This is a genomic window from Streptomyces sp. NBC_01476 (genome assembly GCF_036227265.1).
Classification (GTDB): domain Bacteria; phylum Actinomycetota; class Actinomycetes; order Streptomycetales; family Streptomycetaceae; genus Actinacidiphila.
In genome coordinates, this window is record NZ_CP109446.1 from 290,481 (window position 1) to 315,750 (window position 25,270).

At 74.5% G+C, this 25,270-nt stretch carries 22 protein-coding genes; 7 read left to right on the forward strand and 15 right to left on the reverse strand.

Features of this window, described 5'->3' with window-relative positions; all coding sequences use genetic code 11:
• Window positions 1-114: 114 nt before the first annotated feature.
• Together OG552_RS01175 and OG552_RS01180 are read right to left on the reverse strand one after the other, a co-directional pair.
• Entirely contained in the window at window positions 115-2,109 is a 1,995-nt protein-coding gene (locus OG552_RS01175) for an ABC transporter ATP-binding protein (protein ID WP_329128774.1), read from the reverse strand.
• On the reverse strand, window positions 2,106-3,860 hold the full coding sequence (locus OG552_RS01180) for an ABC transporter ATP-binding protein (protein ID WP_329128775.1): 1,755 nt from the start codon (window positions 3,858-3,860) through the stop codon (window positions 2,106-2,108). Before OG552_RS01180 ends, OG552_RS01175 begins: the two co-directional genes overlap by 4 nt.
• A gap of 198 nt (window positions 3,861-4,058) precedes the next feature.
• Here OG552_RS01180 and OG552_RS01185 point away from each other — a divergent pair, with 198 nt between their 5' ends.
• Window positions 4,059-4,901 (forward strand): AraC family transcriptional regulator, encoded by an 843-nt coding sequence (locus OG552_RS01185; RefSeq protein ID WP_329128777.1) that lies wholly within the window; start codon window positions 4,059-4,061, stop codon window positions 4,899-4,901.
• Here OG552_RS01185 and OG552_RS01190 read toward each other — a convergent pair.
• Entirely contained in the window at window positions 4,844-5,851 is a 1,008-nt protein-coding gene (locus OG552_RS01190; RefSeq protein ID WP_329128779.1) for an ABC transporter substrate-binding protein, read from the reverse strand. The two genes, OG552_RS01185 and OG552_RS01190, sit on opposite strands and share 58 nt — an antisense overlap.
• Before the next feature lie 450 nt (window positions 5,852-6,301).
• Here OG552_RS01190 and OG552_RS01195 point away from each other — a divergent pair, with 450 nt between their 5' ends.
• The 4 genes from OG552_RS01195 to OG552_RS01210 all read left to right on the forward strand — a co-directional run bounded on the left by OG552_RS01195 (window position 6,302) and on the right by OG552_RS01210 (window position 10,784).
• Window positions 6,302-7,456, forward strand: a complete 1,155-nt coding sequence (locus OG552_RS01195) for a FecCD family ABC transporter permease (protein WP_329128781.1) — start codon at window positions 6,302-6,304, stop codon at window positions 7,454-7,456.
• Window positions 7,457-8,533 (forward strand): FecCD family ABC transporter permease, encoded by a 1,077-nt coding sequence (locus OG552_RS01200; protein WP_329128782.1) that lies wholly within the window; start codon window positions 7,457-7,459, stop codon window positions 8,531-8,533.
• A gap of 73 nt (window positions 8,534-8,606) precedes the next feature.
• Window positions 8,607-9,518 (forward strand): ABC transporter ATP-binding protein, encoded by a 912-nt coding sequence (locus tag OG552_RS01205; protein ID WP_329128784.1) that lies wholly within the window; start codon window positions 8,607-8,609, stop codon window positions 9,516-9,518.
• Between the two features lie 192 nt (window positions 9,519-9,710).
• Window positions 9,711-10,784 (forward strand): HoxN/HupN/NixA family nickel/cobalt transporter, encoded by a 1,074-nt coding sequence (locus OG552_RS01210; protein WP_443071127.1) that lies wholly within the window; start codon window positions 9,711-9,713, stop codon window positions 10,782-10,784.
• Between the two features lie 63 nt (window positions 10,785-10,847).
• On the opposite strand, the gene OG552_RS01215 is transcribed toward OG552_RS01210, so the two are convergent.
• The 7 genes from OG552_RS01215 to OG552_RS01245 form a co-directional block, all read right to left on the reverse strand.
• Window positions 10,848-11,696 carry a putative protein N(5)-glutamine methyltransferase gene (locus OG552_RS01215; RefSeq protein ID WP_329128787.1) on the reverse strand — a complete coding sequence of 283 codons (849 nt, stop codon included), beginning with the start codon at window positions 11,694-11,696 and terminating at the stop codon, window positions 10,848-10,850.
• Window positions 11,697-11,877: 181 nt separating this feature from the next.
• Window positions 11,878-14,373: a glycoside hydrolase family 2 protein gene (locus tag OG552_RS01220; protein ID WP_329128789.1), complete on the reverse strand. Its 2,496-nt coding sequence runs from the start codon at window positions 14,371-14,373 to the stop codon at window positions 11,878-11,880.
• 168 nt (window positions 14,374-14,541) lie between these two features.
• Window positions 14,542-15,072, reverse strand: coding sequence for a hypothetical protein (locus OG552_RS01225; RefSeq protein ID WP_329128790.1), 531 nt, complete (start codon window positions 15,070-15,072; stop codon window positions 14,542-14,544).
• Complete coding sequence (locus OG552_RS01230; protein ID WP_329128792.1) at window positions 15,069-16,409, reverse strand: DUF58 domain-containing protein; 1,341 nt, start codon at window positions 16,407-16,409, stop codon at window positions 15,069-15,071. The genes OG552_RS01225 and OG552_RS01230 overlap by 4 nt, the downstream gene beginning before the upstream one ends.
• Window positions 16,406-17,413 carry an AAA family ATPase gene (locus OG552_RS01235; RefSeq protein ID WP_329128794.1) on the reverse strand — a complete coding sequence of 336 codons (1,008 nt, stop codon included), beginning with the start codon at window positions 17,411-17,413 and terminating at the stop codon, window positions 16,406-16,408. Before OG552_RS01235 ends, OG552_RS01230 begins: the two co-directional genes overlap by 4 nt.
• Before the next feature lie 17 nt (window positions 17,414-17,430).
• Window positions 17,431-17,991 (reverse strand): hypothetical protein, encoded by a 561-nt coding sequence (locus OG552_RS01240; RefSeq protein WP_329128795.1) that lies wholly within the window; start codon window positions 17,989-17,991, stop codon window positions 17,431-17,433.
• Complete coding sequence (locus OG552_RS01245) at window positions 17,988-18,965, reverse strand: DUF4129 domain-containing protein (RefSeq protein ID WP_329128796.1); 978 nt, start codon at window positions 18,963-18,965, stop codon at window positions 17,988-17,990. The genes OG552_RS01240 and OG552_RS01245 overlap by 4 nt, the downstream gene beginning before the upstream one ends.
• 654 nt (window positions 18,966-19,619) lie before the next feature.
• Between OG552_RS01245 and OG552_RS01250 the strand changes: the two genes are divergently transcribed.
• Window positions 19,620-20,738 carry a baeRF3 domain-containing protein gene (locus OG552_RS01250; RefSeq protein ID WP_329128797.1) on the forward strand — a complete coding sequence of 373 codons (1,119 nt, stop codon included), beginning with the start codon at window positions 19,620-19,622 and terminating at the stop codon, window positions 20,736-20,738.
• 76 nt (window positions 20,739-20,814) lie between these two features.
• Here OG552_RS01250 and OG552_RS01255 read toward each other — a convergent pair whose 3' ends face one another.
• The 4 genes from OG552_RS01255 to OG552_RS01270 form a co-directional block, all read right to left on the reverse strand.
• Window positions 20,815-22,209 carry a helix-turn-helix domain-containing protein gene (locus tag OG552_RS01255; protein ID WP_329128799.1) on the reverse strand — a complete coding sequence of 465 codons (1,395 nt, stop codon included), beginning with the start codon at window positions 22,207-22,209 and terminating at the stop codon, window positions 20,815-20,817.
• 443 nt (window positions 22,210-22,652) lie between these two features.
• The gene (locus tag OG552_RS01260) at window positions 22,653-23,186 is read right to left on the reverse strand and encodes a GNAT family N-acetyltransferase (protein WP_329128801.1); all 534 of its coding nucleotides are present in this window, start codon (window positions 23,184-23,186) and stop codon (window positions 22,653-22,655) included.
• Window positions 23,187-23,196: 10 nt separating this feature from the next.
• Window positions 23,197-23,433 carry a hypothetical protein gene (locus OG552_RS01265; RefSeq protein ID WP_329128803.1) on the reverse strand — a complete coding sequence of 79 codons (237 nt, stop codon included), beginning with the start codon at window positions 23,431-23,433 and terminating at the stop codon, window positions 23,197-23,199.
• A gap of 24 nt (window positions 23,434-23,457) precedes the next feature.
• Window positions 23,458-23,967 carry an SRPBCC family protein gene (locus OG552_RS01270; protein ID WP_329128804.1) on the reverse strand — a complete coding sequence of 170 codons (510 nt, stop codon included), beginning with the start codon at window positions 23,965-23,967 and terminating at the stop codon, window positions 23,458-23,460.
• A gap of 224 nt (window positions 23,968-24,191) precedes the next feature.
• Between OG552_RS01270 and OG552_RS01275 the strand changes: the two genes are divergently transcribed.
• Window positions 24,192-24,656, forward strand: coding sequence for a universal stress protein (locus OG552_RS01275; RefSeq protein WP_329128805.1), 465 nt, complete (start codon window positions 24,192-24,194; stop codon window positions 24,654-24,656).
• On the opposite strand, the gene OG552_RS01280 is transcribed toward OG552_RS01275, so the two are convergent.
• Window positions 24,640-25,188 (reverse strand): winged helix-turn-helix domain-containing protein, encoded by a 549-nt coding sequence (locus tag OG552_RS01280; protein ID WP_329128806.1) that lies wholly within the window; start codon window positions 25,186-25,188, stop codon window positions 24,640-24,642. The genes OG552_RS01275 and OG552_RS01280 overlap by 17 nt on opposite strands.
• Window positions 25,189-25,270 lie beyond the last annotated feature (82 nt).

Consider the following 25,270-nt stretch of genomic DNA (forward strand, 5'->3'; position numbering starts at 1 on the left):
CCTGCCGTCCTGGGACGGCGGGCTCACAGTGGCGCGACCGTGCTGGAGTTCCACCAGCTTCCCCGCGTCATCACTACACCCAGGAGCGTAGGGGGCGGTTCTGTCATGCGTCAATCAGGACGAACGCAGCTCTGACGGGCTTTCCTGGCCGTTGTGAGCAAGCTCTCCCGGGCCCGCGGAGGTGCGGTCGGACCACGCCGCCCACAGGCGCGCGTACCGGCCGCCGGCCGCGACGAGTTCGAGGTGGCCGCCCTCCTCCACGATGCGGCCTGCCTCCATGACGACCACCCGGTCCGCGGTGGCCGCCTGCGAGAGGCGGTGCGCGACGACCAGCGCGGTGCGTCCGCGCAGCACGCGGCGGGCGGCGGCCTCCAGCGTGCGGGCGCCGTCGCTGCCGGCCTCCGCGGCGGACTCGTCGAGCACCGCGACCGGCGGATCGGCCAGTGCCAGCCGGGCCAGGGCGAGTTGCTGGGCCTGGACGGGGGTGAGTTCGGTGGCGCCGGAGCCGATCGGGGTGTCGAGCCGCTGCGGCAGGGCGCGTACCCACGGCCACGCGCCGGCCGCCTCCAGCGCGGCGGTCATGGCGGCCGCGCCGGCGTCCGGGCGCGCCAGCCGGAGGTTGCCCGCGACGGTGTCCGCGAAGACGTGGGTGTCCTGGTCGAGCAGCAGGACAGCGGGCCGTTCCTCGCCCTGGCCGTGCACGGTGACCCGGCCCGCGGTGGGCGGATGGACGCCCGCCACGATCCGGGCGAGGGTGCTCTTGCCGGCGCCGCTGGCCCCGACGAGCGTCACGTGCTCGCCGCGGGCCAGCCGCAGGCTGACGCCGTGGAGTACGGGGTCACCGGGGACGTAGGCGTGGTGGACGTCGCGGACGGTCACCTGGGCGGGGGCGTCCGGCTCGCGGGCGGCGGGGAGCCGTCCCGGGGCCGACGCGGTGGGGAGCCGTCCCGGTGCGTCCGCGGCGGGAAGCCGTCCCGGTGCGTCCGCGGCGGGGAGCCGTCCCGGCGCCGACGCGGCGGGAAGCCGTCCCGCTGCGGACGCGGCGGCACCGGCGCTGTGGGGGCCGGACGCCTGCTGACCGTCGTCGGGGCCGGGGGCCGGGCCGCCGCGGTCGGGGCCGGGCACCAGGTCGGCGGCGCCGACGAGGCGGGCCAGGCCGGCCGCGGCCTCCTGGACCGTGGCGGCCAGGCCCAGCAGGATGTTCACCGGGTCGAAGAGGCGGATGAAGAGCAGCGCCGCCGCGGTGGCCTCGCCGACGTTCGCGCGGCCGGTGTGCACCAGCAGCCAGCCCACGGTGAGGATCAGCGCGAGACCGGTGAACTCGGCGGCGTTGAGGCGGCCGTAGAAGCGTGACCGCAGGGTGACCGCGCGCAGGGCGAAGTCCTTGGCGACGGCGGAGCGCTGGGCGATCCGCCGGGTGTGGTCGGCGGTGAGCCGGAAGGCGCGGACGGTCTCGGCGCCGGAGACCGACTCCAGGATCTGCCGGGACCGCTCGCCGCCCGCGACCCGCTGGGCCGCGTACAGCGGTCCGGAGTGCCGCAGGTACCAGCGCAGGGCGGCGGTCTGGATGGGCAGCGCGCAGAGTCCGGCGAGCGCGAACCGCCAGTCCAGGGCGGTGAGTCCGAGCACGGTGAAGCAGATGGTCAGCGCGGCGCCCGTGACGCTCGGCAGGACCCCGCGGACGGCGGTGCCGACCAGCGCGGCGTCGTCCCCGATCCGGGCGGCGAGGTCGCCCGCCCCGACCTGTTCGATCCGCTGCGCGGGCAGTGCGAAGGCGCGGGCGATGACCCGTTCGCGCAGCCGGGCCAGCGCGGTCTCGCCGACCTGCGCGGTGAGCGCGGCGCCCAGCGCGGTGAGCGCGGCCTGGGCCAGCGCCGCGCCGAGCAGCACGAGCGCCGCGGCGGTCACCTGCCCGCCGCCGCTCCTGCCCTGCACGGCCTCGACGATCCGCCCGAGCGCGAGCGGCCCGACCAGGCCGGTCACGGCCGCGGCCACGAAGACCGCCGCGGTCAGCCAGGCACGTGCCCTTTGCGGGCGGATGAGTTCGGCCGCCACCCGGCCGGTCCTGCGGGCGGTGGCGGTGGGCAGCAGCTCGCGGTCGGCGCTCATCCGAACACCGCCGCGCGGTAGGCCGGTTCGGTGGCGGCGAGGACGGCGTGCGGCCCCGCGGCGGCGACCGCGCCCGACATGATCAGCACCACCCGGTCACAACTGCCCAGCAGGATCGGCGAGGAGGTCAGCACGAATGTCGTACGGCCCCGCCGGGCGAGCCTGAGCGTGCGGGCCATCCGCGATTCGGTCACCGGGTCGACGGCGGTGGTCGGCTCGTCCAGTACGAGGACGGGCGGGTCGGCGTGCAACGCCCGTGCCAGCAGGACGCGTTGGCGCTGGCCGCCGGAGAGGAAGGCGCCGCGCTCGCCGACCCGGGTGCCGGGCGGCGCGGGCAGCAGCCCGGCGAGCGCCCCTGCCGGGCCGGGGTCGGTGGCCCACCCGGAGCGCACGTTGTCCAGGACGGTGCCGTCGAAGAGGAACGGCTGGTGCGGGACGACGAGCACGGCGGCGCGTTTCCCGTCCTCGCTCCACGACCGCAACGGCGCCCCGTCGAGCCGCACGTCGCCGGTGTCCGGCAGGAGGTCGCCGCGCAGGCAGCCGAGCAGTTCCGCGGCGGCGCCGGGGTCGGGGACCACCAGCCCCACCTGCTCCCCCGCCCCGGCCGCCAGCGTCACGCCGCGCAGCCGCCCGTACGACAGCCGGTCGATCTCCAGTGCGCCGGTCACCGGCCCACTGGCGGGACGCGGTACGTCCGGCACCGCGGACGACTCCCGCTCCGGGGGCTCCTGTTCCAGCAGTGCGGCCACCCGGCCGGCCGAGGCGCGGGCGCGGGCGGCGTCGGGGGGTACGGACATCAGGGACTGGGTGGGGCCGATGAGGAACTGGCACAGGCCGGTGCAGGCGACGAGGTCGCCGAGGCCGATGCGGCCGTCCATGGCGAGGTGGCCGGCGACGAAGGCGACGGCGGTGACCAGGACTCCGCCGAGCAGGACCGCGGCGCCGTCCAGCAGCGCCTCGAAGCGGGCCGCGGTGACGGTGGCCCGCAGGCTGGCCCGGTTGGCCTGCGCGTAACGGGCGTAGGCGGGGGCTTCGGCCCGCAGTCCCTTGAGGACGCGCAGGCCGGCCACGTAGTCGACAGCGGTGCCGGCCGCCCGGGCTGCGGCGGCCTGTTCGGCGGCGCCCCGGCGTTCCAGCGGGCGGCCGAGCCGGTTCATGGCGACCAGCACCGCGGGGGTGCCGAGCAGCACCAGCAGGCCGAGCGGCACCGACATCCGCAGCAGCAGCGCGGCGCCGAGCGCGAGTGCGACCACGGCGGACACTCCCTGGACGGCGAAGGCCGCGAAGCGGCCGATCTGCTGGGTGTCCGAGACGGCGACGGACATCAGCTCGCCGGGCAGCCGGTCCCGGCCGGCCGTGTGACCGGGTGCCAGCAGCCGGCCGGAGAGGCGTACCCGCAGGGCGTGCGCCGCCTCCTCGGCGGCGGCGACGGTGGCCCGCGAGCCGAAGCGGAAGCAGAGCGAGAGGGCGAGGAAGTCGGCGACGAGCACCGCGATCCAGCCGCCCAGCGCCGTCGCGCTGCCGCCGTCCACCGCCCGGTCCACCACCACGCCGACCAGCACCGGCACGAACGCCTCGAAGACCTGGTGTCCGCTGCGCAGCAGCATGGCGGCCGCCAGGGGCCGGCGCACTCCGGCGGCGGCTTCCCTGAGCACCGACCGGGGCGGCCGGCCCGCGGCGGGCGCCGCGCCGGGCGGAGGTGCGCCGAGCCCGCCGGCGGGGGCGGGCGGGGCGTCCGTGGCTTCGGACATGGTGACGGGCGACCTTTCTGGCCTGGACGGGCCTGGACGGGCCTGGACGGGCCCGGGTGGGTCCCGCTGAACCGGGTCGGAGCGTGGCAGGCGGCGCCTACCAGCGGTTTCACCGTCCGGTGCGGGACAGCGGCCGCGCGGTCCCCGGCCGAGGCTATGCCGTGGCCGGTTGGCACGGATGCGCTATCTTGCAGACTCATGTCGCTCAACAGCCAGACCGATCCGGTGCCGCCGCCCGTCGAGGCGCTGCGTGTCGTCAACTTCGACATGGTGCGCGGCCAGCACTTCGGGGAGCACGAACACGACACGCACCAACTGGTGTGGGCCCCGGTCGGCGTGCTGACCGTGGACGTCGCCGACCACTCCTGGGTGCTGCCGCCGTCCCTCGCGCTGTGGATTCCGGCCGGGGTGCCGCACACCACCGGCGCGACTCGGCACGCGCAGATGCGCAGCGTGTACGTGCGCCCGCAGGCCTGCCCGGTGCGGTGGGCGCAGCCGACGGTGGTCGCCGTCGGGCCGCTGCTGCGCGAGCTGGTGACGCATCTGGCCGTACCGGACCTGGACCCGGGCGCGAAAGCCCGGGCAGAGGCGGTGATGTTCGACCTGCTCCGGCCGGTCGGGGTGATGACCATCGAACTGCCGATGCCGTCGGACGACCGGGCCCGGCAGGTCGCCGAGGCACTGCTGGCCATGCCGTCCGACCAGCGGCCGCTGGAGGAGTGGGGGCGGGCGGTGGGCGCCAGCGCCCGCACTCTTGCCCGGCTCTTCGGCGCGGAGACCGGCATGTCGTTCGGCCGCTGGCGGACCAGGGCGCGGCTGCGGGCGAGCCTTGAGCACATGGCGGCCCACCGGCCGCTGGCCGCGGTCGCCCACCAGGTGGGGTACACCAGCTCCAGCTCGTTCATCGCCGCCTTCCGGCAGGAGACCGGCCGGACTCCCGGGTCCTACTTCGCCGCCGTTCCGCAACCGGGCGGCCCGCACCGTCACAGTGACCGCAGCGCCTTCTCGAAGTCGTCGAGCGCGGCGAGCGCGTCCTCGTAACCGCCGGGCAGGAAGTAGATGCTGCCGAAGAGGTGCTTCGAGCGGGTCGCGGGCAGCTGCTGGAAGGACTTCTGGGCGAAGAGCTTCGGGCCGAGGTTGGCGGGCTTCCCGTCGTTGGTCGTGTAGTAGAAGACCGCGTCCGCGTCGGCGAGTCTGCCGGTGACCAGCTCGTAGGAGACGGACTGCTGCACGCCGAGGCGCGCACTGGCGGTGGCGAAGCGCGCGCCCGCGTCGCCGAGGATGCCGCCGATCGGCGAACCGTGGCCGTAGAGCCACCAGTTGCCCTCGTCGAAGCCGCCCTGGAGCAGGTCCCACCGGGTGCGGGCGAGGACCGTGGCGTACTCCTTGCGGAGCTGGGCGGTCCGCTCGGTGTAGCGCTGCTTGAGCCGGTCAAGCGCGTTCGGCACGCCGAGTACGGCGGCGGTCTGATCGGCCATGTCGCGCCAGGGCGCGGTGGACTTGGTGAACGGCAGCAGCACGGTCGGGGCCAGGGCGCTCAACTGGTCGTAGGGCAGGTTCGCCTGGGCGTCGATGCCGATGATGAGGTCGGGACGCAGCGCGGCGACCTTCTCGACCTGGATGGCGCCGCCCACGCCGTCGGAGACCTTGGGGATCGGCTTCCACTTGGCGAGGTCGCGCTGCGGGACGTACTCCTCACCGGCGTTGAAGACGCCGGCCGGGGTGAGTCCGAGGTCGAACATGGCGGCCATCGGGAAGTCGTTGATGGCCACCACGCGCTGGGGCGCGGCCGGTATCGTGAGCGGTCCCTTGGCGCTGTCGACGGTCCGGGTGGTCGCCTTGGGGCTGCCGCCGCTGGTGGCGCCGGTGTGCGATGTCCCGGAACCGCAGGCCGCCAGGCCGAAGAGCGCGGCGCCGGCGGCGCCGGCCCCGAGCAGACCGCGGCGGGTCGGGCCCGAGAGCCGGGAGGAGGGTGCGGGCGGCATGGGCATGTGGATCTCCGGGAGACGTGGCGGGACAGGAGGGCGCGGAGGCGCTCACTGGGGTACGGCGGCGGGAGCCGGACTTAGGCTCGCCTAACTTTGGATACCCTAAGTCGCTGTTCGCGCCGGAGAATCAGCCCACGGACAAGCGGTGTCGGCAGCCCGCCACGCGGGGCTTCCGCACCCCCCGGCCGCCCACCCGGCACCGCGCCGGCCAACTCCCCCGCCGGCGGCGTCACTTCCGGCGCCCGCCTGGGCCGGGCGGGTCCGGCGCCACCCCGCAGGGCCGCCGTGGGGACCCGCGGGGGCGTGTCCGTCCAGCGATACAGGTCGTCGCTCTGCCGATCGCCGGACGGATGCCGGGCGGGCGATTGCGCTCAGGGCACGGCAAATCGCCGCCGATCCATGGGTTAGGGTCCCCTTACTTCCCTCCCCGGGGGAGTCCGCCGAGGAGAGCCCATGAACGTCATGCGAGCCGGGGGCGGACCCGCGCGCGCCGCCGCCGGGCCCGTGCCGCCCGGCCGTCCGGCGCCCGACCCCGCCCCATCGGACGCCGCCGCTCCCGCTGCCGCCCTGCCGGCCGCCGCCGTACCCCCGCGCGCGCCCGGCCGCCACCGCACCGCCGCGCTCACCACCGGTCTCCTGGTGGCAGTGCTCGTCCTCGCGCTCGCGGTCGCCGCCAGCCTCGCGGTCGGCGCCAAGTCCGTACCCCCGCACACCGTGCTGGACACCGTCTTCCACCATGACGCGGACGACCCCGATCAGGTCATCGTCACCTCGCTGCGGCTGCCGCGGACCGTCATCGGCCTGCTGGCCGGCGCCGCCCTCGGGCTGGCCGGGACGGTGATGCAGGGGCTGACCCGCAACCCGCTGGCCGACCCGGGACTGCTCGGCGTCAACGCCGGGGCGTCCTTCGCCGTGGTGACCGCGATCGGTGTCTTCGGCGTCACCTCCTTCACCGGATACGTGTGGTTCGGCTTCCTCGGCGCCGCAGCCGCCGCGCTGCTGGTGTACCTCGTCGGTTCGCTCGGCCGGGAGGGCGCCACACCGGTGAAACTGGCGCTGGCGGGCGCGGCGGTCAGCGCCGGGCTCTCCTCGCTGACCACGGCGGTACTGCTCGGCGACACCGCCACCTTCGACCGGTTCAGGTTCTGGCAGGTCGGCTCGCTGGCCGGCCGGGACCTGTCGGTGGCCTATCAGGCCGGCCCGTTCGTCCTGCTCGGTGTCGTCTGCGCGCTGGGCTGCGGCCGGCTGCTCAACGCGCTCGCGCTGGGCGACGACACCGCCAGAGGGCTGGGCCAGAACGTCACCGCGGCCCGGATCTTCTGCGGGGTCTGCGTGGTGCTGCTCTGCGGGTCCGCCACCGCGCTGGCCGGACCGATCGGCTTCGTCGGGCTGACCGTTCCGCACGCGGTCCGCTTCTTCACCGGTCCCGACCACCGCTGGATCCTGCCGTACGCGATGCTGCTGGCGCCCGCGCTGCTGCTGGTCTCGGACGTGGTCGGCCGGATCGCGGCCCGCCCGGGGGAGATCCAGGTCGGAATCGTCACCGCGCTGATCGGCGCCCCGGTGCTGATCGTGCTGGTCCGCCGCAGCAGGCGGGCGGGACTCTAGATGACCACCGCGCCACCTGCCCGTACCTCCCCCGCACCGGTGTCCGCGCAGACGCTGCGGACGCTGCGCGCCGCCCGGGTCCGCGGCCGGGCCCGCACCTGGTCGGTCGCCGCCGCGCTGCTGGCGGCGGTCGTCGTGCTGCTCTGCGCGTCGCTGTCCGTCGGGGACTTCGCCATCCCGCTGCCCGATGTGCTGCGGACGCTGGCCGGCGGCGGGGACGCGAGCACCGGCTTCATCGTGCTGCGGGTACGGCTGCCGAGGGCCGTCACCGCGATCGGTGCCGGGGCCGCTTTCGGGCTGTCCGGCTCGATCTTCCAGACCCTCATCCGCAACCCGCTGGCCAGCCCCGATGTCATCGGCATCACCGCGGGCGCCAGTGCGGCGGCGGTGATCGCCATCGTCGCCCTCGGGCTGGGCGGCGCCGCGGTGCCCGGGATGGCGGTGGCCGGCGCGCTGATCACCGCGCTGGCGATCTACCTGCTGGCGTGGCGGCGCGGGGTCACCGGGAACCGGCTGGTGCTGGTCGGTATCGGGGTGGCCGCGGCGCTGTCGAGCGTCGTCTCCTTCCTGCTGACCCGCGCCGACGTCTACACCGCCCAGCAGGCGCTGCTCTGGCTGACCGGCAGCCTCGACGGGGCGGACTGGCCGCGGGCCCGAGTGCTGCTGTACTGCCTCGCGCCGCTGCTGCCGGCCACGGTCGCCGCCGCCCGGACGCTGCCGGCGCTGAGCCTGGGCGACGACACCGCCAAGGGGCTGGGGGTCAGGGTGGAGCGCGGCCGGCTGCTGCTGATCCTGGTCGGGGTCTGCCTGGCCGCGGTCGCGACGGCGGCGACCGGGCCGGTGGCCTTCGTCGCCTTCCTGGCCGGCCCGCTGGCCCGGCGTCTGGTGCACGGCCGCGGGCCCGCGCTCGGGCTGTCCGCGCTGACCGGCGCCGTCGTCATGCTCGGCGCCGACTTCGCCGGCCAGCACCTGTTCGGCCCGACCGCCTTCCCGGTCGGTGTGATCACCGGGGTGCTCGGCGCCCCCGTACTGCTGTGGCTGCTGGCCCGGACCAACCGGGTCGGGCAGGGAGGCTGAGAAAGCTGAGAAAGATGGCAAGGATCACAAGGATCACAAGGATGACAAGGATGGGGAGGACGGGAACCACCCGATGACCGAAACGACACCCGGCACCGCCGCGCCGAAGCGGCCGGAGATCTCCGTCGGGCCCCGGCGCCCGCCACCGCAGGGCCGCGCGCCCGCTGCCGCGGAAGGCGGCCCGCCGAGCACGCTCGCCGCCCGCGACCTGCATCTCGGGTACGAGCAGCGGCGGGTGGTCGCCGGGATCAGCACCGAAATCCCGGCCGGACAGGTGACGATGATCGTCGGCCCCAACGCCTGCGGGAAGTCCACGCTGCTGCGCGGGCTCGCCCGTCTGCTCGTACCGGCCGAGGGCCAGGTGCTGCTGGACGGCGAGGACATCCACGCCCTGCCCACCCGGCACGTGGCGGCCCGGCTCGGCATCCTGCCGCAGACCCCGGTCGCACCGGACGGCATCCGGGTCATCGACCTGGTCGGCCGGGGCCGTTACCCGCACCAGGGCTGGTTCCGGCGCTGGACGCAGGAGGACGATCTGGCGGTGGCCGAGGCGCTGACCGCCACCGACACCCTCGAACTGGCCGAGCGCTGTGTCGACGAACTCTCCGGCGGCCAGCGCCAACGCGTCTGGATCGCGGTCGCGCTGGCCCAGCGGACCGGGGTGCTGCTGCTCGACGAGCCGACCACGTATCTGGACCTGCCGCACCAGGTGGAGGTGCTCGACCTGGTCACCGATCTCAACCGGGACCGCGGTGCCACCGTGGTCACGGTGCTGCACGACCTCAACCTGGCCTGCCGTTACGGCGACCACCTGATCGCGATGAAGGACGGCCGGATAGCCGCCGAAGGGCCGCCCGCCGACGTGCTCACCGAAGCGACGGTCCGCGACATCTTCGGCATGGAGTGCCGGATCATCACCGACGACGTCTCCGGTACGCCGCTGGTGCTGCCGGTCGGCCGCCACCATGTGCGGGAGGCCGGCTGAGACGGACAGCCCGGGGCATACCACCAACGGACCGGCCCCAATCGCCGGGGGCCCACTATTGCGACTGGCTTGCAACTAGTAACCTGCTGCGAGTAGCCGCTCGAACCGCCGCCCCCGGAGGACGCCATCATGACCACCACCACCGAGGCCCCGGTCCCCACCGGGTCCCGCTGGCGCCGGATGTCCGGCTCGATGACCCGGGCGGAGTGGACGCGGCTCGGCGGGATGGCCGCCTTCATCGTGGCGCTCCATGTCATCGGATGGTTCACCCTGGCGGCGATCGTGGCACCCAACCACTACAGCCTGGGCACCAAGTCCTTCGGCATCGGCATCGGGGTGACCGCCTACACCCTCGGCATGCGGCACGCCTTCGACGCCGACCACATCGCGGCCATCGACAACACCACCCGGAAGCTGATGGGCGAGGGCAAGCGCCCGCTCTCGGTGGGTTTCTGGTTCTCGCTCGGCCACTCCAGCATCGTCTTCGCACTGGCCTTCCTGCTCTCACTGGGCATCAAGTCGCTGGCCGGCCCGGTGCAGGACGACGACTCCCAGCTGCACAACGTCACCGGCTGGGTCGGCACCACGGTCTCCGGCACGTTCCTGTACGTGATCGCGTTCATCAACCTGGTGATCCTGGCCGGCATCTGGAAGGTCTTCCGGCAGATGCGCGAGGGCCACTTCGACGAGGCCGCCCTCGAAGAGCAGCTGAACAACCGGGGCTTCATGAACCGGCTGCTCGGCCGGGTGATGAAGTCGATCACCAAGCCGTGGCAGATGTACCCGCTGGGCCTGCTCTTCGGCCTCGGCTTCGACACCGCGACCGAGATCGCGCTGCTGGTGCTGGCCGGCTCAGGCGCGGCGTCCGGGCTGCCCTGGTACGCGATCCTCTGCCTGCCGGTGCTCTTCGCCGCCGGCATGTCCCTGCTGGACACCATCGACGGCTCCTTCATGAACTTCGCCTACGAGTGGGCGTTCTCCAAGCCGGTCCGCAAGGTGTACTACAACCTCACCATCACCGGTCTGTCGGTGGCGGTGGCGCTGATCATCGGCACCGTCGAACTCCTCGGCCTGGTCGCCGACAAGGCGAAGCTGCACGGCGCCTTCTGGGACTGGGTCGGCGGTCTCGACCTCAACATCATCGGTTACGTCATCGTCGGACTGTTCTTCGTCACCTGGGCGGTCGCCTTCGCGGTGTGGCGGTTCGGCAACATCGAGGAGAAGTGGTCGGCGGGCCTGCGGACCGCCGAGCAGCCGTCCGACTGAGCCGCACCGAGGGCGGCTCTCCCCCGCTGCGGAGGGGAGGGCCGCCCCGGCCGGTCCGCCCGGCTACCCGGCCCGTTTCGTGCCGATCAGCACGGTCGCGTACTGGTCCTCGTCGGTGACCGACCGGGCGTCGAGGCCGCCGGCCGTGACGATCTCCAGGGCCTGCGGCGCCTGTTGCCGGCTGCTCTCGAAGAGCAGTACGCCGCCGGGAGCCAGCCAGTACCGTGCCTCCGCGGCGACCCGGCGCATCGTGTCCAGGCCGTCCGGGCCGCCGTCGAGGGCGATGAGCGCTTCGTGGTCGCGGGCCTCGGCGGGCAGCAGGGCGACCGAACCGGTGGGCACATAGGGGACGTTGGCCGCCAGGACGTCGATCCGTCCGCGCAGATCCGGCGGGAGCGCCGCGAAGAGGTCGCCCTCGTACACCCGGCCGCCGAGCGGCAGTACGTTGCGGCGGGCGCAGCGGACCGCGGCCGGGTCGAGGTCGGCGGCGTGGAGTTCGGCCGCGCCCAGGGCCTCGGCGAGCACGACCCCGAGGGCGCCGGAGCCGCAGCACAGATCGACCACCACCGCGCCGGGCCGGCCGTGCGCGACGGCCTGGCCGGCCAGGAATTCGGTACGGCGCCTGGGCACGAAGACGCCCGGGTCCACGGCGATCCGCCGGCCGGCGAACTCGGCCCAGCCGACGACGTGTTCCAGCGGGAGTCCGCCGGCCCGCCGTTCCACCATGTCCCGCAGCTCGCCCGCACCGGCGGCGGCGGAGATCAGCAGCCGTGCCTCGTCCTCGGCGAAGACGCAGCCGGCCGCCCGCAGCCGGTCGGCCACCGCCGACTCCGAGAGCGACGGCGGCGGTGGCGGCTGCTCGGCGGAGGCGGGTGACGCGGGGCGCGGCGGGGTCGAGAAGGAATCCTGCATGTGAGCCTTTCCGGAAACCGGTGAGTGCTCCCCGGCTCCGCGGCGGCGACACGTCAGGTCGCGCGGCCGTACGGCGGGAAGACCCGTCCTGAACTGGCGGTGATCGGTCCCACCTCCTCGGCGTTTGCGGCGGCGCGGTGTCCGCCCGCGCCGCCCCAACCTACCGCATACGCTGACCGGCTCACGGCGTCCGCACTGCCGCGTTGACGCTGTACAGGGCCGCCGCGGCGGCCTCGGGGGTGGGATGCTCCCAGCCCCGTACGGTGATCGTCACGCTCTCGCCGGGCAGCAGCGTGGTGAGCCCGCGGTCGGCGGTCGCGGCCGGGGCGAGCCGGTCGGCCTGCAGCAGCAGGTCACGCAGCAGGGTGCGGGCGGTGACGGTGACCTCCACCGTGTCGCCGCCCGCCGGGGAAGCCGATGACGCCGAGGACCCCGATGCCCCCGAGGGAACTGTCACCGCGACGTCCCAGCGCGGCGCGGGATAGCCGAAGTCCTTGTCACGGGCGGCGAACCACCAGGCGCGCAGCCCGTCCGCCTCGAAGGTGAGCAGTTCCTTGTCGCTGCCGTCGGCCGGCCGCAGCTCCGGCGGTACGGAGACGGTGGCCACACCGCGGGCGGGCGCGCTGAACGGCAGCCGTGCCTCGGCGAGCACCGCCCCGTCCACCGCGACCCTGCGCACGACCGCGGTGCCCGACCAGTCCTGGGCGGTCTGGTTGACCAGCGCCCCGGCGAGGCCGCCGTCACGCGGTTGCACGGTGACGAGCCGGTCGGCGTAGAGCCGCTTCAGCTCGTGGTAGAGCGGTTTCTCCCGCTCGTCGCCGTCGATGGCGGCCCAGGAGGTGACCGGCCAGCAATCGTTGAGCTGCCAGACGATGGTGCCGGCGCAGACCGGCCAGTGCGAGCGCCAGTGCTCGATGCCGGTGGCGATGGCGCGGGCCTGGTTCACCTGGGTGAGGTAGTGCCAGGTGTCGAAGTCGGCCGGGACCGGGAAGTGCCGCGCCAGCCCGCGGGCGAGCTTGCCGTTGCCGTCGCCGGCCTTCTGGTGGTGCAGCATGCCGGGCGAGTCGGGGGTGAGCGGCTGGTCGCTGAGCGCGCGGCGGGCGGTGGCGTACGCGGGCGGTGCCTGCCAGCCGAACTCGGCGACGAACCGCGGCACGCTGTCGAGGTAGTCGGTGTAGTCGGTGCGGTTCCACACGTCCCAGGAGTGGGCGGTGCCGTGGGCGGGGTCGTTGGGGTGGTGGTCCCAGGAACCGGACCACGGGCTGCCGGCCCAGTACGGCCGGGTGGGGTCGGTCTCGGCGACCACCCGGGGCAGCAGCCCGAGGTAGTAGCCCTCCCCCCAGGAGTCGCCGGCCAGTTCCTCCTCCCACTCCCAGTCGCGGAAGCCCCAGAGGTTCTCGTTGTTGCCGTTCCACAGCGCGAGGCTGGGGTGCGGGGCGAGCCGGGCCACGTTCTCCCGCGCCTCGGCCTCGATCTCCCCGCGCAGCGGCTGCTCCTCGGGGTAGGCGGCGCAGGCGAAGAGGAAGTCCTGCCAGACCAGCAGGCCGAGTTCGTCGCAGGCGTCGTAGAACTCGTCGCTCTCGTAGAGTCCGCCGCCCCAGACCCGGATCAGGTCCACGCCCGCCGCGACCGCCTGGCCGAGCCGGCGGCGGTAGCGGGCGGCGTCGATCCGGGTGGGCAGCACGTCGTCCGGGATCCAGTTGACGCCGCGGGCGAAGACCGGCGTGCCGTTGACGACCAGCGTGAAGGCGCTGCCCCGCGCGTCGCGTGCGGTGTCCAGGACGATGGTGCGAAAGCCGATCCGGCGCCGCCAGGTGTCGAGCGGTGCGGAGCCGTCGAGCAGGGTGATCTCGCAGTCGTAGAGCGGCTGTTCGCCGTAGCCGCGGGGCCACCACAAGGCGGGGCCGGGTATCTCGGCGGTGACGGTGAACCGGTCCGCGCCGGCCGGCGCCGCGGTCTCGACGAGGGTCTCGCCCACCTGGAGCCGTACGGTCAGCGGGCGGCCGGCGCCGGCCGCGGTACGTTCCAGCTCCACCCGGACCTCGACCCGGCCGGCGCCGTCGGCGACCGTGACCAGCGGCGTCACGGCGGCGAGCCGGGCGGTGGACCAGTGCTCGATCCTGACCTGCTTCCAGATGCCCGCGGTGACCAGGGTCGGGCCCCAGTCCCAGCCGAAGGAGCAGGCCATCTTGCGGATGTACTGGAAGGGCTCGGGGTACGCGTTCGGCCGGTCGCCGAGCAGCGCGCGGACCCGTTCGGCCTCGGTGTAGGCGGAGGTGAAGGCGACGGTCAGCGGGGCGCCGGCGGCCGGGTACCGCCCGGTGACGTCGAAGCGGTGGCCGCGGTGCATGTTCCGGGTGGTCCCCAGCGGGGTGTCGCCGAGCCGGATGTCGGCGACGGTGTCCAGCCCGTCGAAGACCAGGTCGGTCCGTTCGTGGCCGGTCCGCCGGGGCGGCAGGACGGTCTCGTAAGTCCAGTCGGTCCGTCCGACCCAGGCGGCGTCGGTCTCGTTCCGGTCCAGGAACGGGTCCGCGAGCAGGCCGGCGGCCATCAGGTCGGTGTGCACACAGCCCGGTACGGCGGCGGGCACGCTGCTGCCTGCGCCCTCAGGGTGACCTGGCAGGCTGTCGGGAAGGCGCAGCCTCCAGCCGTCGGCGACCGGCGTGACGTCCTTCATTCCCGCTCCCTGCCTGCTCCGTTCGTGGCGGGCCGGGACCGGCCGCCGCTGATCATTAAACGGTAAAGCACCGCAAGTGACGAGGGGAAGCGGCATGTTCGGGACGGTGCGGCCGGTCCCGCTGAACCGGTCCAGCAGGCCGGCGCGGAACCGGGAGCCGTCCGGCGGTCACCGCGGTCCGCTACGCCGTCGCAGCGCGAGCCCCAGGCAGACCGCGGTGGCGCCGAGGGCGAGCGCCGCCGGAAGGCGGGACCAGGAGGTGCCGTCGAGGGGGGCCTGGGCGATGAGGAAGACGAGCGCGCAGGCCGCGGCGGCGATCAGGGCCGGGCCCGGCCGGTTCGCCCCGGGCGGGGCGATGACGCCGCCCGTCCAGGCGTCGGTGACGACCAGGTAGGCGATCAGGAGCGCCGTGACGCAGGCCGCCGTCCACACCGACGGGCCGGTCAGGGCGGCGAGTACGACCGCGCCGGCCGCGAGCCCCGTCGACCGGCGGCGGACCGCGAGCGCCTTCCAGCGCAGGGCGTTGTGCAGCGGGCGTTCGTCCGTCATCGGGGCGGCCCACCAGCCGGCCGCCGCTGCGGCCACCAGACCCGCCACCGCGATGCCGGGGCCGTGCAGGGCGGCCGGCGGGTCGCAGGCGGCGACCGCGAGCGCGGTACCGAGCACCCGGGCGGTCAGCGGGCCGACGGCGGCGTTCATCGGCTTCCTCCGCGGATCCGGGTGCGCAGCAGGGGCGCGAGCGGCAGGTCGAGGGTCTCCCCTGGCTGGTGCCTGATCACCGCGATGCCCCGCTCGGTGAGCGCGAACCGCAGGGCGTCGCGGTCGGCCCGCCACAGCCGCAGCGCCAGTTCCGCGGTGGGGTCGCCGGGTTCGGTCCGCGGGACGCCGGCCACGATCTCCACCACCACCAGCGGGTTGGCCCGGCCGCGTATCTGGTGCAGCACGTCGAGGATGCGCGGATCGGTGAGCGGCGTGAAGACGTAGACCAGGGCGCCTTCGGGCAGCGCGGGCGGCGGCAGCCGTCTGATCCCGGGGCTGCGGTAGGCGAGGTCCTTGCGGACCTCCAGCACGCTCTCCACGATCCGGTAGAAGTACGTGCTGCCGCTGCCGGCCCGCAGCCACCGGGTGGCGCCGCCGACCGAGACGACGCCGACCCGGTCATGGGTGCGCAGGTAGGCGCGGACCAGGCCGGCGGCGGCGCGGAACGTCTCGTCCAGCGAGGACACGCCGGTCTCCGGATCCCGGACATCGGCGAGCACGTCGAGCAGTACCACGGTGTCGGCGGCGCGTTCGGCCGCGAACTGGTGCAGCTGGAGGGAGCCGCGCCGGGTGGTGGCCGGCCAGTTGATGCGCCGCTGCCGCTCGCCGCGTACGTACGGGTGCACGCCGGTGACCTCGACGCCTTCACCGCGCTGGGTGGAGGTGTGCTCCCCGAGGCGCTGCGGCAGCCGGACCGGGATCGGGGTGAGGCCGGCCGCGGAGGGCACCGGGAAGACGGAGACCTCGCCGAGGTCGGCGCGCACGGTGCGGCGGGCGGTGCCGCCCGCGTCGTAGAGGTCGGCGTCCACGGTGCCGAGGCTCCAGCGGCCCCAGCGCTGGACGGTCATCCGCAGTTCGATGCTCGTGGGGCCGAGCGTGAGGTGGTCGAGGCGTACGCCGGGCCCGAGCGTGACACCGGGGTCAAGGCGTCCCGGGCCGCCGTCGTGCGCGACGGTGATCCGGGCGGTCACCTGCTCCCCTTCGAAGCAGCGCCGCCCCTGGACGTCCACGGTGACGGCCACCTGCCGGGCGCGCGGCTGGTGGGGCAGGGCGAGGGCGAGCAGCGTCAGCGGGCCGGCGGCGAGCGCCAGCAGCCAGGGGCGGCCGGTGACGAGGGCGGCGGCGAGGGCCACGGCGGCCACCGTGCCGTACCGCAGGGTGCGTTCGCCGGCCCGCCAGCCGGTGGGCGGCGCCGGCGGGGGCTCGGCCGGAGTGCCGGTGCCGGACTGCGGTCCGCCCAGCGCGCGTTCGACGGCGTTCGCGGGCCGCTGCGTCATGAGGCGACCGCGGCGCGCGGCAGGGTCTGCGGCGCGGGCACCGACTGGACGATCTCCCGGATCACGTCGTCCGAGGCGATCTGCCGCACCCACAGTTCGGGCTTGAGGGTGACGCGGTGCGCCAGCGCGGGGACGGCGACGGACTTGATGTCCTCGGGCGTGACGTAGTCCCGCAGCTCCAGTACGGCGCGGGCGCGGGCGAGCTGGACCAGGGCCAGGCCCCCGCGGGGCGACGCGCCGACCTGGATGTGCGGGTGCTCGCGGGTGGCGGTGACCAGGGCGACGACGTACTCCAGCAGGTCGTCCTCGAACTCGACCCGTTCGACCGCGGCCCGCATGGCCAGCACGCCGGCGGGTGTGCTGAGGGTCTTCAGGGTCGCCTCGGGCGTGGCCCGGTCGAGCCGGGCGCGGAGCATCCCGGTCTCCTGCGGCCCGGTCAGATAGCCCATCCGCACCCGCAGCAGGAACCGGTCGAGCTGGGCCTCGGGCAGGGTGTACGTGCCCTCGTACTCGATCGGGTTGGCGGTGGCGATCACCACGAAGGGGTCGGGCAGGGCGCGGGTGCTGCCGTCGATGGAGACCTGCGACTCGGCCATCGCCTCCAGCAGCGCCGCCTGGGTCTTGGGCGGGGTGCGGTTGATCTCGTCGGCGAGCAGCAGGTGGGTGAAGACCGGCCCGGGGCGGAAGACCATGTCGCCGCTGCGCTGGTCGTAGAAGGGTGCTCCGGTGACGTCGGAGGGCAGCAGGTCGGGGGTGAACTGGATGCGCCGGAAGTCCAGGCCGAGGGTGGTGGCGAAGGAGCGGGCCAGCAGGGTCTTGCCGAGGCCGGGCAGGTCCTCGATCAGCACATGGCCGCCGGCCAGGATGCCGAGCATCACCAGGGCCGGCGGTTCCGCCTTGCCGACGACGGCGTTGCGGATCTCGTCGAGCACCCGGCCGGCCTGCTCGCCTGCCTGGCGCGGGGTCAGGGTGCCGTGGTCGCTGGGGTACTGCGGGCTGGACACGGGCGGGATCCTCACTGTCACTGGGGTCGGTACGTGGTGGCGCGGTCCGCCGCGGCGGGTCCCGCCGGGGTGTCCAGCGCTTCGAGCCGGTCGAGGAGCGCGCGCAGGACCGCTTCGGGGAGGACCGCGGCGGGCGGCGGTTCCGCCGGGTCGATCCACGGCCACAGCTCCGGGCCGACCAGGGCGCGGGCCCGCTGCGGGGTTCGGTACAGGTCGATGCCGTGCCGTTCGGCGATCCGGGCGGTGAAGAGCCGTTGCAGCTGCGGGCGGAGCGAGGTGGCGAAGTGGACGTCGCCGTTGGCGCCCAGCGCGTTGTGGACGATCCACTCCCACTCGCCGAGCACCGGCGCCCGGCTGCCGAGCAGCCGTACCGACCGGCGGTAGCCGCTGTCCTGGGCGCCGCCGCCTGCCACGTACCGGGCGATGACCAGGCCGGCCGCGGTGAACAGGCCGAGCCCGGCGGCGGCGACCGCGACGCCGTCGGTCAGCGCGAGCAGGACCACGGCCGCGGCACCGGTACCGGCCAGCAGGACGGCGGAGTGCCGGACGGACCCGGGCGCGCTCCTTGAGGGCTTCACGAGGCGGTCTCCGCTCCGGCTGCCGTGGCCGCCCGGTGCGCTTCGAGACCGGCCGCGATGCCGGTGAGGGCGGCGGCGGCCCGGTCGCGGTGGCTGCTGTCCATCGGGTGGGTGGAGTAGCGGGCCTCGCGGAAGAGCGCGGTGAGGGCGGCCTGCTGACCGGCAGCGGTGCCGGTCAGCAGGCCGCCCGCGGTGGCCCGTCGCAGCAGGTCCTGCGGGCTGTCCGAGGCTTTCCTGGCCACCCCGGAGGCGGCCAGCGACTCCTCCATCGCGGCGTAACAGGCGATGACGGCGGCGCGTGCGTCGTCCCCGCCGAGCAGGGCGCGCCGCCCGGAGGCGACGGCGTCGGCGAGGCGCTCCTCCTCGTCGTCGGCGGCGGCGTACGTGCCGTGCGGCTCTGCCCCGGGCGGCCGGTACAGGTGCCGCCACAGGTAGACGGCGGCGGCCACCGCGGCGGCGACGAGCAGGGCGATGCCGAGGCCGGCCAGGATGTGCAGCAGCAGGCTCGCGTCCCAGCCGTGCTTCGCCTTTGGCGCCTCTGTCGGCGGTGGCAGGCGCGCCGGTGGCGGCGGCTGCACGAACCGCGGCCGCACGAGTTCGCTGCGCGTGCCGTGCTCGTGCGGGCTGAACCGGTGGAGGCTGAGCAGCAGGACCGGTACCCCGAACGCCAGGACGACCAGTGCCCACCGCACGGTGTCGGCGAGCCGCTGCTCCACCGGGTTCAGTTCCTGGTCGTAGCCCACGCGGCCGCGGTAGCGGCTGTTCACCGCCAGCAGGCCGGCGGCCCACGCGACGGCCAGCAGCACCACGAGGGCGGAGCTCCCGCCGAGCGGTCCTCTCCCTCTGCTGAAGCCCCCGCCGCCGGGACGCAGCGCCAGCGCTCCCAGCGCGACCCCCGCGACCACGACCACGGCGAGTGCTGCCTGCGCGGCACCGACCCCCGCGCGTGTTCCCCGTACCCGCCCCACCGCCACACCCTCTTCTTCCGGCGTCCGGCAGCTTCGCACACCATGCTGTGGCTGTCAGCAGGCCCCCTGCGGATTCCGGCGGGGGCGCCACGGGACGGCCGCCCCGCGCACCGGCCGGCCGGAATCCGGTATGGCGGCCCTCCCGCGTTGCGGCGGGCTTGCGGCGCGTCAACCATGGACGCATGATCGGCTCCGCCGGGTTCGACGTGATCAGCGAGGGTCTCGCCGATGCGCACCGGCAACGGCTCCCGCTGACCGACGGCGCGGTGGCCTCGTACGTTCCGCAGCTCGCGCGGGCGGATCCGGACGACTTCGGCATCGCTGCTGGTCAGCGCGGACGGCCACCGCGGGTCCGGCGGGCAGCGCGCGGGATCGGCGCCGCGGGGCACCGGATCGGCGCGGTGGGCGCCGGCGCTGGCGGATCCGACCGGGTCCGCCGGGGTATCGCAGCCCTCCCGGACCGGGGCGCCGGCCTGGCCGGAGGACGAACTGCTGGACGAGCCGCGGCGGCCCGGACAGGCCCACGGACAAGGCTCCCCCGGCTGCGGACCGCCGCGGATTGAGCTATGCAGGAAAGGACTGTTCTCCTCGGGGGTCGCCTCGGGGCCTCCCCGGGGGGCACCCCGGGTCTCCTCGGGGGCTTCGCCGGAAAGGTCAGCCATGCCGTCCACGCACCAGCCGCTCACCCCTGCCGTGCTCGCCGAACTGCGCCGTCCCCGCAAGTACCCCGCGGTGTCCGTGCTGCTCCCCACGCACCGGCGCGAGCCGGACAGCACCCAGGACGCCGTACGGCTGCGCAACCTCCTGGAGGAGGCGAAGGAGGCCGTGCACAACGATCCGGAGGTGTCCAGGGCCGACCGGATCGACGTGATCGGGCAGCTGGACCAGGCGCTGGCGGAGGTCGACCTGGTGCACGCCGAGGACGGGCTGGCCATCTTCGCCGCGCCCGGCGAGCACCAGGTGTGGTCGCTCGGCCGTTCGGTACCGGCCCGGGTGCTGCTCGCGCAGACCTTCCTGACCCGCAATCTGGTGGCCGCGCACACCGCGAACCAGCCGTACTGGGTGCTGGCCCTGGACTCCCGGCTGGCCACCTTGTGGAGCGGCGGGCGGAGCCATGTACCGGAGCCGGTGTCGGACCAGGTGTCCCCGGCCTTCCCGGTCCGCCGGCCGGAGACGGACTTCGACCCGGAGCGGCAGGAGCGGATCGGCGACACGCCGGGCACCTTCGACGACGAGGGGACCCGGCGCTTCCTGCGGGAGGTCAGCGAGGCGGTGGCGGCCGTCCAGGCGGTCGATCCGCGCCCGCTGTACGCGGTGGGCGAGGCGGAGGTGCTGACCGCGCTGGACGACGCGGGTCCGGTGGTGCGCGAGGCGGTGGCCCGGGTGACGCAGGGCGGTCTCGCCGAGGGTCCCGGTGAGGCGCTGGGCAGGGCGGTACGGGACGCCGACCGGGCTCAGGACGAGGAGACGGTCGCCGGGGTGCTGGCGGACCTGGACCGGGCCAGGGGCCGCAAGGAGTTCGCCGGCGGCGTGGACGAGGTGTGGCAGTCGGTGTCGGAAGGCCGGGCGGGGCTGGTCGCCATCGAGGACGGTTACCGTACGACGGTCCGCGACGACGGCGACCATCTGGTGCCGGCCGGGTCCGGCGACCGGGGCGCCCGCGACGACATCGTGGACGAGATCGCCGAACAGGCCCTGGACACCGGCGCCCGGGTCCAGTTCGTGCCGGACGACGCCCTGGCCGACGTCGGACGGATCGCCGCGGTGCTGCGGTACTGAGCAACGCGCCGTACGGCCGCCGGCGCCGGCGGCGAGCCGGCAGTGCCCCGCCGGAGGGCGGGACACCGCGTCAAGATCAGCCGCCGACCGCCGCGGGCAGCGCGCGGGCCGCGGACTGGCGGGCCCCGTGGCGGACGAACGCTCTGACGTGACGGAGCATCCGGTACTCGTAGCGCGGCCCGCGGCGCACCTGGAGCAGCGAGGCGTCCGCCAGTTCCGCGAGCAGGCGCACCGCCTCGGTGCTGCCGAACTCCGGCTCCAGGAGGGCGTCTTCGAGCCCGTCGCCGACCACGGGACCGGGCCGTTCGGCGAGCTGGTCCATGAACTCCCGCTGGCGCGGGGTGAGCATCCGCCAGCTCCAGTCCAGGCTGCCGCGCATCGACCGCTGGTGCGGCAGCGCGGCGACGTCGGGGACGCCGAGCAGTTCCAGGACGTGTTCCGGCCGGAGCAGCGCGGAGACCGGCACGCTGCGCAGCCAGTACGCGGCGAACTCGATCAGCCGCGGGACGCAGTCCAGTTCGCGGCACAGCTCGCGCGCCTGCTCCGGCGACCCGGTGAGGCCGTCGGTGAGCGGGCCGCCGGCCAGCCGGCGGGACATCAGCTCCAGTGCGCTCTCCTCCGCCAGGGGCGCGGTCTCCCAGATCCGCGCCTCGGCCAGTACCGGGGGCCGCCGGGTGGTCACCATGATGCGCAGGCCGGGCCAGGCGCCGCGGAGCCGGTCGACCAGCAGGGTCGTGGTCTGCGGCAGGTGCTCGGCGGTGTCGAGCACGAGCAGGGCCGGCCTGCCGCCGGGCGGCTGCCGTTCGCCGCCGAGCAGTTCGACGACGGCCTGCCAGGCGCCCGCGAGCGGGCCGGGACCCTCGCTCTCCGGGACGGCGGCCGGACCGTGGCCGCCGAACGCGGGAGCGGCCAGGGCTGCGGGGCCGACCGACTGGAGGGCGCCGGCCGCGGTCCCGGCGCCGGTTTCCGTCCCGCTCGGCGCGGCGATCCGTCCGAGCTGGGCGACCGCGACGCCGCCGGGGAAGTCCGCCGCGGTCCGCTCGGCCACGGCCAGCGCGAGCCGGGTCTTGCCGATGCCGCCGGCGCCGGTGAGCACGGTCACCGGGCAGTCGGTGACGATGGCGGCCAGCCGGTCGAGCTCACCGTCGCGGCCGATGAGCGCGGTCCTGGGCGGCCGGGTGCCGCGCCACCGGCTCGTGTGGTGCCGGGCAGCCGCCGGCTGTCCCGGTCCGGGCGCCACGGCAGCGGGCCGGACCGCTTCACCGCCGGCCCGGGCCGGCCGGGCGCCGCTCCCCCGCCGCTCCGGATCGAGCACCGAGAACAGCAGGTCGAGGGAGCTGCGGCGGGGGCTCTGCACCCGGCCGCGCTCCAGATTCCGTATCGTGCGCACGCTGATCCCGGAGCGCTCGGAGAGTTCCTCCTGGGTCCAGCCGCGCTGCGTGCGTAAGGCGAGCAGTAAGTCGTTCGTCATACCGGCCCCTTGCCGAGGCGGCGGGTGACATCGGCCGCTGTCCCGCCGGCAGGTCTGGACCTCTGAAAGCACGGTCCGATTTCTTCTGACACCTCTTCATGCCCCCTGGTCGCTCGCTGGCCGCCGGCATGCGCGCTCGTGTTCACCACGGGCGCCGAGGGCGCGTCACAAGGGTCCCCGTCCCCCGCGCGCACAGCTGCCGGCCGCCTGCATCATGGCACGGCCGATCAAGCGCGGACGAGTGCGGCCGTGCAACCGGTTTCCGCCGTGCCCCGGCCGGCGCCGGATCCGGGCCCGAACGTCTGACCTGTGGCGATTACGGCCGTTCCGACCCCGTCAACTGCCGCGGCACCAAAGCGACTTGGTCAATATTTTACTCAGCTCGCGGATACCGGGGCACCGCGCGCGAGCGCGGCACGGCTCCCGTCAGGCCTACGGCCCGCTCAGCCGGCCGCGGTCAGGTCCACCACCCAGTCGTTGGAGCGGATGAAGGTCCCTTTGGGATATTCGAACGCGCACTCCCCCAGCAGGGTGAAGCCGGCCTTGCGGCACACCGCGTTGGACGCCGGGTGGTCGACCGAGGGGAAGGCGTGCAGCCGGGGCCGGTTGCCCTGCCGCGCGGCCCGCGCCATCAGCAGCCGGGCGGCGGCGGCCGCTATGCCGCGGCCCTGGAACTCCGGCAGTACGCCCCAGCCGGTCTCATAGATGTCCTCACCCTGCCAGCCGTCCCGGGTCCAGAAGCCGATGGAACCGGCCACCTCGCCACCGGGCGCCAGCCGCACGGTGAACATCCCGCCCGCCTCGCCCTGGATCCCCAGGTAGCGCAGGTGGCGTGAGGCGAGCTGCGCCTCGTTCTCCGGGCCGCCGAGGTGTTCGGTCATCTCGGGCGCGTTGGTCCGCAGCAGCAGCCAGAAGTCGTCCTGGCTCCAGGGCCGCAGCTCCAGTCCTGGCGGGGTGTCGGTGCGCGCGTCGGTCATGATCGCCAACCTACGCCGGGGGTACGACAACGGCGGTACGACATCGGCGGTACGACATCGGCGGTACGACATCGGCGGTACGACATCGGCGGCGCGACATCGGCGGCGCCAGCGGCGCCAGCGGCGCCAGCGGCACTGTCGCGGCGCCGCGGTGGTTCCGGTCGCGGTCCCCGGCCCGGACAGCAAGGAGCCCCGGCCGGGACGGGGGGACCAGGCCGGGGCGGTTCTTGAGCGGGTGTTCACGCATGTCCCCGCCTTATTAGTTTAACACTCAATGAGCGTAGTCGAAGCCATGGGGCGCCGGAGAGATCCGCACCGGCGGGCCGGCCGGCAGTTCCGGACGGACGGGTCCGCCCGAACCCAGCAGATCGCAGAATTTGCGGCCGTCGGCCGGCAGATCCCGCCGCCAGGCCATCGCGATCAGCGGGGCGAGCAGCACAAGACCCGCGCTCAGCGAGCTGGTGACCGACAGCCGTACCAGCGTGCCTTCCGCGTGCGGCAGCAGGTCGAAGGCGTAGAGCGGCACCTGGGTGCCCAGCGGGCTCCACATCCGCTGGCCGCGGAAGGCTATCCGGCGGCACGGCTCGAAATCGGCGCAGACCAGCCGGTGCGGCCGGCGCCGTCCCGGGTAGCGGTAGCGGTACTCCGCGTCGGCACCGGGCGGCACGAACGCCTTGTCGACCGAGGAAACTCCTGAACTCCACAGGGCGAGGTTGCGGGCATCGGCGAGAAAGTCGAAGACTTCCGCGACCGGCCTCGGCACGTACACGTTGGTGGACACGCACGGCATCACAAACCTCCCCGGTAGCGGCGTGGGCGGCTGAGCATGCGAGGCGCGGACCGGAACTGACGATGGGCGCCGGGCGGGGGAAGCCGCCTGTTTCACTCCTCACCGAAAGCGTGCATCGCAAATGGCCGCATGTCGTGGCAATGAGGCCATTCGGGTGAGAACGCAGCGTGCCCGGGGATGCGTACGGCGGCCCTGGTGTCGATAGCCTTTGCCGCGTGGAAGAACAGCAGGTCCCCGCCCACTTCGAGCGTGGCACCGACGGCCCCAAGGTCATCGTCGCCGGGCTCGACGGCTCCGAATCGTCGTGGCGCGCCACCGCCTACGCCTCAGGTCTGGCCCGCCGCCAGAACGCGCTCCTGGCGGTGGTCTACGTACAGCCCTACATCGCCGGAGGCGCGGCCCTCGGCGTCCCGGTGTCGGAGACCGACAACGGGATCGCCGAGCAGCTGCTGGCAGAGATACGCGACGCCGTGGAGCGGATGGGGGGAGCTTTCCGGGTGCGCTGGGAGTTCCACACCTTCCGCGGCGATCCCTACAACGGGCTCGCGATGGCCGCCGACCAGCTCACCGCGGACGCGGTGGTGGTCGGCGCCTCGGAGCGGGCCGGCCACCGGTTCGTCGGATCGGTGGCCGTCCGGCTGGTGAAAGCGGGCCGCTGGCCGGTCACGGTCGTGCCGTGACCGCCGGCGCGTACTTGTAGCCGACGCGGCGCACCGTCACGATGCTGTCCCGGTGCTCGGCGCCCAGCTTGCGGCGCAGCCGGGCGATGTGGACGTCCACGGTCCGGCCGTCGCCGACGTGGCCGTACCCCCAGACGGTGGTGACCAGCTGGTCGCGCGAGTGCACCCGGTGCGGGTGCGCCACCAGGTGTGCCAGGAGTTCGAACTCCAGGTAGGTGAGGTCGAGTTGGCGACCGTCCACGATGGCGGTACGCCGGTCGCTGTCGATGTGCACCGGCAGGTCATGGGCCGCCGCCGGCGCCTCGGGGACCTGTTCCGCGCCGGGTTCCGCGGGAACCAGCACCAGGTAGCCGACCATCGGGGCGCCGCCGGCCACCGTGGGCAGCACATGGCCGGGGGCGGGCAGCCAGGTGGCACCCGGCGGCAGGAAATCGGGTGCGGGCGGCACCTCGTCGGGGCGTACCGCGCGCAGCCGCTGGCGGCCGGCCGGGACGGTGGTGGGGTGGGTCGGGAACTGCGAGACGTTCGGCATGGGTTCGGCTCTTTCGCGCGAAGGGTCGCTGGACGACGTATTGCGCGGGACCGGATGCTGGGCTGACGTGCGGCGGCGTTTG

What these genes read in the sequence shown, in the direction of transcription:
- OG552_RS01205 (WP_329128784.1), top strand. Translation starts at nt 8,607, where the DNA reads ATGACCGAAACGACACCCGGCACCGCCGCGCCGAAGCGGCCGGAGATC.
- OG552_RS01195 (WP_329128781.1), top strand. Translation starts at nt 6,302, where the DNA reads ATGAACGTCATGCGAGCCGGGGGCGGACCCGCGCGCGCCGCCGCCGGG.
- OG552_RS01215 (WP_329128787.1), bottom strand. Translation starts at nt 11,696, where the DNA reads ATGCAGGATTCCTTCTCGACCCCGCCGCGCCCCGCGTCACCCGCCTCC.
- OG552_RS01210 (WP_443071127.1), top strand. Translation starts at nt 9,711, where the DNA reads ATGACCCGGGCGGAGTGGACGCGGCTCGGCGGGATGGCCGCCTTCATC.
- OG552_RS01200 (WP_329128782.1), top strand. Translation starts at nt 7,457, where the DNA reads ATGACCACCGCGCCACCTGCCCGTACCTCCCCCGCACCGGTGTCCGCG.
- OG552_RS01225 (WP_329128790.1), bottom strand. Translation starts at nt 15,072, where the DNA reads ATGAACGCCGCCGTCGGCCCGCTGACCGCCCGGGTGCTCGGTACCGCG.
- OG552_RS01260 (WP_329128801.1), bottom strand. Translation starts at nt 23,186, where the DNA reads ATGACCGACGCGCGCACCGACACCCCGCCAGGACTGGAGCTGCGGCCC.
- OG552_RS01265 (WP_329128803.1), bottom strand. Translation starts at nt 23,433, where the DNA reads ATGCGTGAACACCCGCTCAAGAACCGCCCCGGCCTGGTCCCCCCGTCC.
- OG552_RS01220 (WP_329128789.1), bottom strand. Translation starts at nt 14,373, where the DNA reads ATGAAGGACGTCACGCCGGTCGCCGACGGCTGGAGGCTGCGCCTTCCC.
- OG552_RS01255 (WP_329128799.1), bottom strand. Translation starts at nt 22,209, where the DNA reads ATGACGAACGACTTACTGCTCGCCTTACGCACGCAGCGCGGCTGGACC.
- OG552_RS01250 (WP_329128797.1), top strand. Translation starts at nt 19,620, where the DNA reads ATGCCGTCCACGCACCAGCCGCTCACCCCTGCCGTGCTCGCCGAACTG.
- OG552_RS01180 (WP_329128775.1), bottom strand. Translation starts at nt 3,860, where the DNA reads ATGTCCGAAGCCACGGACGCCCCGCCCGCCCCCGCCGGCGGGCTCGGC.
- OG552_RS01190 (WP_329128779.1), bottom strand. Translation starts at nt 5,851, where the DNA reads ATGCCCATGCCGCCCGCACCCTCCTCCCGGCTCTCGGGCCCGACCCGC.
- OG552_RS01185 (WP_329128777.1), top strand. Translation starts at nt 4,059, where the DNA reads ATGTCGCTCAACAGCCAGACCGATCCGGTGCCGCCGCCCGTCGAGGCG.
- OG552_RS01280 (WP_329128806.1), bottom strand. Translation starts at nt 25,188, where the DNA reads ATGCCGAACGTCTCGCAGTTCCCGACCCACCCCACCACCGTCCCGGCC.
- OG552_RS01175 (WP_329128774.1), bottom strand. Translation starts at nt 2,109, where the DNA reads ATGAGCGCCGACCGCGAGCTGCTGCCCACCGCCACCGCCCGCAGGACC.
- OG552_RS01230 (WP_329128792.1), bottom strand. Translation starts at nt 16,409, where the DNA reads ATGACGCAGCGGCCCGCGAACGCCGTCGAACGCGCGCTGGGCGGACCG.